The 7,054-nt window shown below is 35.9% G+C and carries 7 protein-coding genes; 4 read left to right on the top strand and 3 right to left on the bottom strand.

All coding sequences use genetic code 11. From position 1 onward, the window contains the following. The coding region (locus OZD67_RS03405) for an IS110 family RNA-guided transposase (protein ID WP_274999611.1) at positions 1-1,321 on the bottom strand (1,321 nt) is incomplete at its 3' end. A gap of 119 nt (positions 1,322-1,440) precedes the next feature. Here OZD67_RS03405 and OZD67_RS03410 point away from each other — a divergent pair. Further along, the gene (locus OZD67_RS03410) at positions 1,441-1,599 is read left to right on the top strand and encodes a hypothetical protein (RefSeq protein WP_182183796.1); all 159 of its coding nucleotides are present in this window, start codon (positions 1,441-1,443) and stop codon (positions 1,597-1,599) included. A gap of 49 nt (positions 1,600-1,648) precedes the next feature. Next, complete coding sequence (locus OZD67_RS03415; RefSeq protein WP_182183798.1) at positions 1,649-2,608, top strand: RluA family pseudouridine synthase; 960 nt, start codon at positions 1,649-1,651, stop codon at positions 2,606-2,608. Between the two features lie 7 nt (positions 2,609-2,615). On the opposite strand, the gene OZD67_RS03420 is transcribed toward OZD67_RS03415, so the two are convergent. Next, positions 2,616-3,878, bottom strand: coding sequence for an MFS transporter (locus tag OZD67_RS03420; RefSeq protein ID WP_182183800.1), 1,263 nt, complete (start codon positions 3,876-3,878; stop codon positions 2,616-2,618). 27 nt (positions 3,879-3,905) lie between these two features. After that, positions 3,906-5,708: an aspartate--tRNA ligase gene (gene aspS / locus OZD67_RS03425; RefSeq protein ID WP_182184123.1), complete on the bottom strand. Its 1,803-nt coding sequence runs from the start codon at positions 5,706-5,708 to the stop codon at positions 3,906-3,908. Positions 5,709-5,905: 197 nt separating this feature from the next. Between aspS and OZD67_RS03430 the strand changes: the two genes are divergently transcribed. Together OZD67_RS03430 and ccmA are read left to right on the top strand one after the other, a co-directional pair. After that, positions 5,906-6,337 carry a hypothetical protein gene (locus OZD67_RS03430; protein ID WP_174515653.1) on the top strand — a complete coding sequence of 144 codons (432 nt, stop codon included), beginning with the start codon at positions 5,906-5,908 and terminating at the stop codon, positions 6,335-6,337. Positions 6,338-6,340: 3 nt separating this feature from the next. Continuing rightward, entirely contained in the window at positions 6,341-6,964 is a 624-nt protein-coding gene (gene ccmA, locus OZD67_RS03435) for a heme ABC exporter ATP-binding protein CcmA (protein WP_182183802.1), read from the top strand. Positions 6,965-7,054: the final 90 nt, after the last annotated feature.

The following is a 7,054-nucleotide window of genomic DNA, read 5'->3' on the forward strand; positions in this document are numbered from 1 at the left end:
CTTGTTGCACTAAAGTATAGCCAAATTCTCGTGCCTTTTTGATCAAATTTTTTACAGCTCTCTCCTTATATCGTGTTTCATAGTATTCCATTCCTTTTTCTACATATTCTTGTCCGTATTTGAGCATACTATAAAATATGCATGCTATTTTTCTTGCAGTAGCTGTTATTGCTTTTGGTGCTCCTAATCGTTTTTTTAATCTCCTGTAGTATGCACCCAATGAACTTTTACTATTTCCTACAGAATTAGCAGCCATTCGAAATGCATTCGCAGCACGATTAATGACTTTACGCGTTCTTGTGCTAAACACTTTTTCTCCTGTAATTTTATTGGCAGGGCTGAGTCCTAACCACGATGAAAAGTGTTTTTCTGTTGACCATTTATTATGGTTTATACCAGTTTCTGAAATTATAGTCTGTATACTTAGTATATCAAGCCCTGGAACTTTAGTAAAATCCATACCAGTTATTCGGTGCAGTTCCTCGTGCAAAGCAAAGTCAGGCTTACTTTTTCTGTGCTTATTCTTTTCCTTACTCAACTGTTTACTTTCGTTAGATTTTGTTTCAAACGTTTTGTAATAGACCTCAATATTTCTATCACATTCTGCTATTTTTTCTTGATAAATATTATATAGTTCAAATTCTTGCTTTAGCGTGAATACATGTTCCTCTCTATAATCGCCAGCTAACGCTTTTGCTATAGTAGACTGATCATTTTTTATTCGTGCATCCCTGAATTGAGCCAATTTCCCAGAATCTCTTTCGCCTTTAATTATAGCCTTGATAATTTTCATACCAGTTACTCCTGTTATATCTCTTATAACTCTATGCAGTTGTATATTCATTTGAATTAATGCCTTCTGCATACGCAGAACATGTGTAGATGCACTTTCAGTGAGGTTCTTACGTTGTCGCACGTAACTACGCAATACACATATCTGGCTATCTGGCCTAAATGACCCTTGGAGTAATCCATAACTATGTAGTTGTTGTAACCACTGACAGTCCTGAACATCTGACTTTCTCCCAGGTACATTTTTTACATGTCGCGCATTTACCAACTTAACTTCAAAACCGTAAGATTCCAGTATTTGAAACAAAGGAATCCAATATACACCAGTTGATTCCATCGCTACGGTTGTAACTTTACACTTTTTTAACCACCTTGCTAAATTATGAAGGTCTTCAGTGAAGCAGCCAAATTTTTGAACACGTTGCTCATCTCTTCTCTCGGGTATACATACATAATGTACAGCCGAACCAACATCTATCCCTGCTGCATCAGGATTCATTACCTCTAATTTACTTTTTGTCATTGTAATTGACCTCCTATAACTTATAATGAAGAAGTATTTAAGCTTGGGACGGTTAGATTATACAATCTTCTAATCGAGGTAGTCGTAATAGACTCCATCAGTGGTTTAACCGTTCCTCCAAAACCATGCTCCCAAACGGGCACTCTAGCACCATTGAGCGTCCGGTTATAACTGCAAAAATACTTCTTAATAAATTATATTTAAAAATTGTTATAGCACTGGATAAAATAGTTTCTTTCAGGTTTAACAAGATTTTTCCTTGTTCGACGCTACTAAATAAATAGCACATGTAGCCGAAGGGTTTATATCTTGTGCTATACTTTATTTTATGTCATGCAAACAGTTGATATTAGCATACATCCAAATAAAGTAATGGAGAATATAAAAACCATATTAGTAAAAGACGATAACGTTAGACTAGATAGGTACATCAGAAGAATCTTTCCTAATCTAAAGCAATCTGTAATTGAAAAATCTTTAAGGAAAGGATTAATCAAAGTTGATGATTGCAAAGCAAAGTCTAGTGATAGAGTAAATTCTGGACAAACTATAACGCTGAAGCACTTGAATTATATTGAGAACGCTGATTCTGACCGCAAATATAATGAAAAGTTAGTGAATCTACTAAGAGAGAACATATTATATGAAGACGAATATATACTCGCTATAAACAAACCCGCAGGGGTAATTGTTCAAGGTGGCGTAAAAGTAAAGATTAGCATTAGTGATTTGCTTGACCAAATAAGAGAGGGAAAAATATTTAAAATTGTCCATAGGCTAGATAGAGATACGAGCGGAGTGATAATATTCGCACGCAATGCTAGTGTTGCCAGATACCTTATGGAGGAATTTAAAGGACGGAGGGTAAAAAAAACTTATTTAGCATTAACTTCTGGCGTGCCAAGCAAGGATAGTGGAATAATAGATTATCCGTTGGTAAAAAAATATGTTTCTGGTCAAGAAAAAGTGGTCGTTGATGAAGGCTCACCTCAAGGTGCCACTACGCATTTTTCAATTATAGCAAGGTTAAAACATAATGTTGCTTATTTAAAATTACAACCAATTACCGGCAGAACCCATCAGTTACGTGCACATTTAGCTCATATAAATTGTCCCATTCTTGGTGACGGTAAATATGGTGGTAAAAAAGCTTTTATTGATGAAGTGGCAAATAAAATTCACCTTCATTCGCATTCTTTATCTTTAAAATTGCCAAACAATAAAGAAATCACTATTACCGCTCCTATCCCTAAGCACATTGAAAAGTCTATTGAAGCGCTATTTTTTGACTGAAACGATTTCACCAATCAACTTTTCTGTCTTTGGCTTTGATTTGAAGCACAGATATTAGGCTAATTAATGCGCAGGCAGTAAGATAAATGCCTGCTGCAAGTTTTGTTTCGGTTTTTTCTATAAGCCACATGCATATGGATGGAGAGAGGCCACCAAAAATTCCTGCAGATATGTTGTGAGCTAAACTGAAGCCGGTGCACCTAACTTTCGTTGGGAACAACTCACAGACAAGAGAATTATATATTCCAAAAGATGCACCTATCGGTACGCTTATCAATAGAAAAGTGAGCGTTACAATATAGTGGTTATCATATGATAATAGCGAAAGTGCCAGCAAACCGGCGCAAGTTAAAGCTACTAATGTAGGAATCATTACATTTTTTCTTCCAACTTTATCAGACAGTATTGCAAACAGCACTGCAGACGCTCCAAATGTAATTTCAACTATAATCCTTACTACATTTTTAATATTGATGCCTGAGAGAATAAGTTCTTTTACAGATATGTTGTAGAACATGATTGCTGAATAAACGATTGCATTTTGGGCTATACCAAGTCCAATTGCTATCACAAATGCTTTTTTATAGTCCCTGGTTAATTCTAAAAATGGAGAATGAGATAAGCTTTTATTTTTATCGTGTGTTTTATATGCTAAGCTCTCTTCCATTATATATCTTGTTAAAAAGCCTATTATGCCCATAATAGAGCAGAAATAGAAGGGCAATCTCCAGCCCCAAGTTTCATAATTTTCACCTGTGAGTTTTTTACAAATAGCTATCATCACAAAACATATAATAGAACCAAGCGCGCCGCTAAAAGGCTTCATACTCCCTAAAAAACCTAGATTTTTTTTATCGCTTGAATGCTCTATTAAAAAGGCTGAGTTGATACTCGTTTCTCCACCTGCTGCCATTCCTTGCATGATTCTACATAATAGAAGTAGTATAGAAGAAAATATTCCTATTTCTTTATAGCCAGGTATAACTCCAATTACAGTAGATGGTATTGAAACTAATATCACTGAAGTAAGTAAAACTTTCCTTCTACCGGATTTATCTCCAATGTAGCCAGAAATGAATGCACCAAGTGGTCTAAATCCAAAGCCAACTGCGAAAGTACCAAGAAATTTGATTGTGCTTAAGTAATCACTTTCTGATGGAAAAAAAATGCTACTTATTGTGTGTGTTAAGGTCCCAAAAAGAGTTATTTCATACCATACAATCATGTTACAGATTATGCTTGATAGTATTGCTTTTTGAATATCGTTCATGACTTCCGGTTTCCACTATAAAAATTTTTATTCAGTAACCTTCAAGGATAATTCACGTAAATGCTTATCCTCTATTTTAGAAGGAGCGCCCATTAAAACATCTTCACCTTGCTGATTCATAGGAAAACAGATTACTTCACGAATATTTGGTTCATCAGCAAGTAGCATAACCATTCTGTCAACCCCTGGTGCTATACCACCATGGGGCGGTACTCCAAATCTAAATGCACGTACGAGTGCACCGAATCTTGTATCAACTTCTCCCCGGCTATAACCTGCAATGGCAAAAGCTTTATACATGATATCCAGTTTGTTATTACGAATCGCCCCACTTGATAGTTCTATTCCATTGCAAACAAGATCATACTGGTAAGCAAGGATATCGAGTGGATTCTTTTCCTCTAAATCTTTCAGACCACCGTGTGGCATGGAGAATGGGTTATGAAAGAAATCGATTTTTTTACTTTTATCGTCATATACAAAATATGGAAAATCAATGATCCAACAAAACTTGAAGATATTATCATCTATAAGACTGAGTTCTGACCCTAAAAGAGTGCGTACTTTTCCTGCAATGTTTGCCGCCTCATTCTCTTTGTCAGAAGCAAAAAATACACTATCTCCCGGCTCTATGTTTGTTGCTTCTCTTATGTGGTTTAGCCTATTGTCATCAAGAAATTTAGCAATTGGGCCTTTTGCAATGCCATCTTTATCAAACGTTATATATCCAAGACCTTTAGCACCGAATTCTTTCTGTGCATGCTCTATCTTTTTATCAAAAAAGCTGCGTGGTTCCTCTGCTGTCTTAGGTGCAGGGATGGCTCTGACTACCATACCACGCTCAATATTGCTTTTGAAAATGTTGAACCCTGAATCACGGAAAATTTCTGTAACATCGCTGATTAATAGTGGATTGCGCAAATCTGGCTTGTCAGAACCATACTTAAGCATTGCCTCTTTGTATGTAATGCGTGGAAAATCTTTATCGACAGACTTACGAGAAAATTTAGCAAACACTTTATATAAGGTAGACTCAATAATCTGAAAGATGTCTTCTTGAGTCACAAAAGACATTTCAAGATCTAGTTGATAAAACTCCCCCGGAGAACGGTCAGCCCTTGCGTCTTCATCACGGAAACACGGTGCAATTTGAAAATATTTATCAAACCCTGAGACCATGAGTAATTGCTTAAAAATCTGTGGAGCTTGCGGCAATGCATAAAATTTACCAAGATTTAGTCTGCTTGGCACCAAATAATCACGTGCACCTTCAGGGGACGAAGCAGTAAGTATTGGAGTTTGAATTTCCAAAAATTCTTGCTCTATCATGAGCTTCCTGAGTTCTGCGATGATTTGTGAGCGCAGAATAATGTTATTACGAGCCTTTTCACGTCTTAAATCAAGAAAACGATATTTAAATCTCATGTTTTCTGGGTATTCTTGCGCACCGGCAATACTTGCTAATATACTCCTTTCTTCTTTTGCTATTTCTTCATCAAGGTGGAACTCAACTTCCGACTCAACGCACAAACTATCAACTATAACTTCAATTTCTCCCGTGGAAATGGAGCTATTTACCGTATCTTCAATTCTGGCTTTGACTGTTCCTGTAACAGTAATCACACTCTCCGATCTTAAATTTGAAATTTCATCAAAAAAGTCCTTGTCATTATTGAACACTAGCTGAGTAATCCCATGAAAATCTCTTAAATCAACAAAGATTAGGTTGCCGTGATCGCGCTTGCGGTATAACCATCCAGAAAGGGTAACTTTCTTTCCTATATCATTCTTCCTTAATTCATTGCACGTGTGAGTTTTATAGCAATTCATATTTGTTTCATTTCTAAATTCTTTAAAAAGTATAGAAATAAACCTTACTACATACAAGCCCATTCGTCAGATATTTGTCCAATTTACGAAATAGAGCAGTATTACTTTTATACTGTCTTGACCCGCAAAAAAAATTGCACAATTTCTATAATTATGGTATAATAATAAGGGTGTTTTTAATGAATTAGATACAGGAAATGCCACTTACACAGATCATATTATATAGCGTAACATTACTTGCTGTAGCTGCAGTATTTCTCTTTTTGAGAAAAATATACAAAAATCGCATTAGAAAAATCATATTTCCTAGAAAAGTTTTTAAAGAAGAGTGGGAAGAAGACAGAAAATTCAATGAATTATATCAAAAAAATAAGCAAAAAGAGTTGATGAAACAACAAGAAACGCTACGCGAGAAACAAAAAGATGTGCAAGTTTATAAAGAAGATCCAGAAATAGTTGACATAGCAAAACCGGTAGGTAAATGGACAAAGATGGTTATGATGGGTAATGGTTTAATGCAGCGTTTTGCACAATTGATACATAGAGAAGGCGGACAGAAAGGATTTTGGGAGCTGTTTGTAAAAGCTCAGGCTTCAACTCAAGGTAAACATAAGGGGAAGGGCAGATAATTCATGCTCGAATGTGAAAAATTATCCTGCGCTCGTAATAACAAAGTATTATTTAAACATCTCAGTTTTAAAGCTGAGCCAAAATCAAAGATTCTAATCACTGGTCCAAATGGTAGTGGTAAAACCAGCTTAATTAGAAGTTTATCTAGACTTTTACCGCCGGTATCAGGCAATATAAGGTACTGCGGAAAAGACATATATGATGATCCAAAATCCTATATACCTTCTATGGTCTATATAGGCCATAAGAATGCCTGTAAAGATAGCTTAACTGTTGCTCAAAACATAGAATTCTGGGCAGGAATACGAAATACTAGGGAATTGATTATGGCAGCTGTTTGTTGCTTGCAGTTGCAATCTGTACTTAATATTAGATATGGCGAACTTTCTGCAGGCTGGAAAAGAAGAGTTGCGCTTGCTCGCCTCTTGATTTCTAAAGCAAACGTTTGGCTGATAGATGAACCATTTTGTAATCTTGATAGTGCAACGTGTGAATTAGTGCTGAACCTAATCTCAATACGCTCTGAGCAAAATGGTATAGTAATTATTACAGGGCATAGCTCTACAGAGCAATTGTGTGATTTTACAACGATTAATATACGCGATTTCAATAGACTTCTTGTATAGTTTTTGGCAACAACCGTTAGAAACGAAAAAACTTACTTGACAAGCCTCGCCAGCCCCCTTATCATGATAGTGAAGGTATTCAGTTATCTT

This window comes from Wolbachia endosymbiont of Drosophila nikananu (genome assembly GCF_028981865.1).
Classification (GTDB): Bacteria; Pseudomonadota; Alphaproteobacteria; order Rickettsiales; family Anaplasmataceae; genus Wolbachia; species Wolbachia pipientis_B.

Coding starts and splice junctions, on each gene's coding strand:
- OZD67_RS03410 (WP_182183796.1), top strand. CDS start 1,441: ATGCTCCCAAACGGGCACTCTAGCACCATTGAGCGTCCGGTTATAACT.
- OZD67_RS03415 (WP_182183798.1), top strand. CDS start 1,649: ATGCAAACAGTTGATATTAGCATACATCCAAATAAAGTAATGGAGAAT.
- OZD67_RS03420 (WP_182183800.1), bottom strand. CDS start 3,878: ATGAACGATATTCAAAAAGCAATACTATCAAGCATAATCTGTAACATG.
- aspS (WP_182184123.1), bottom strand. CDS start 5,708: ATGAATTGCTATAAAACTCACACGTGCAATGAATTAAGGAAGAATGAT.
- OZD67_RS03430 (WP_174515653.1), top strand. CDS start 5,906: ATGCCACTTACACAGATCATATTATATAGCGTAACATTACTTGCTGTA.
- ccmA (WP_182183802.1), top strand. CDS start 6,341: ATGCTCGAATGTGAAAAATTATCCTGCGCTCGTAATAACAAAGTATTA.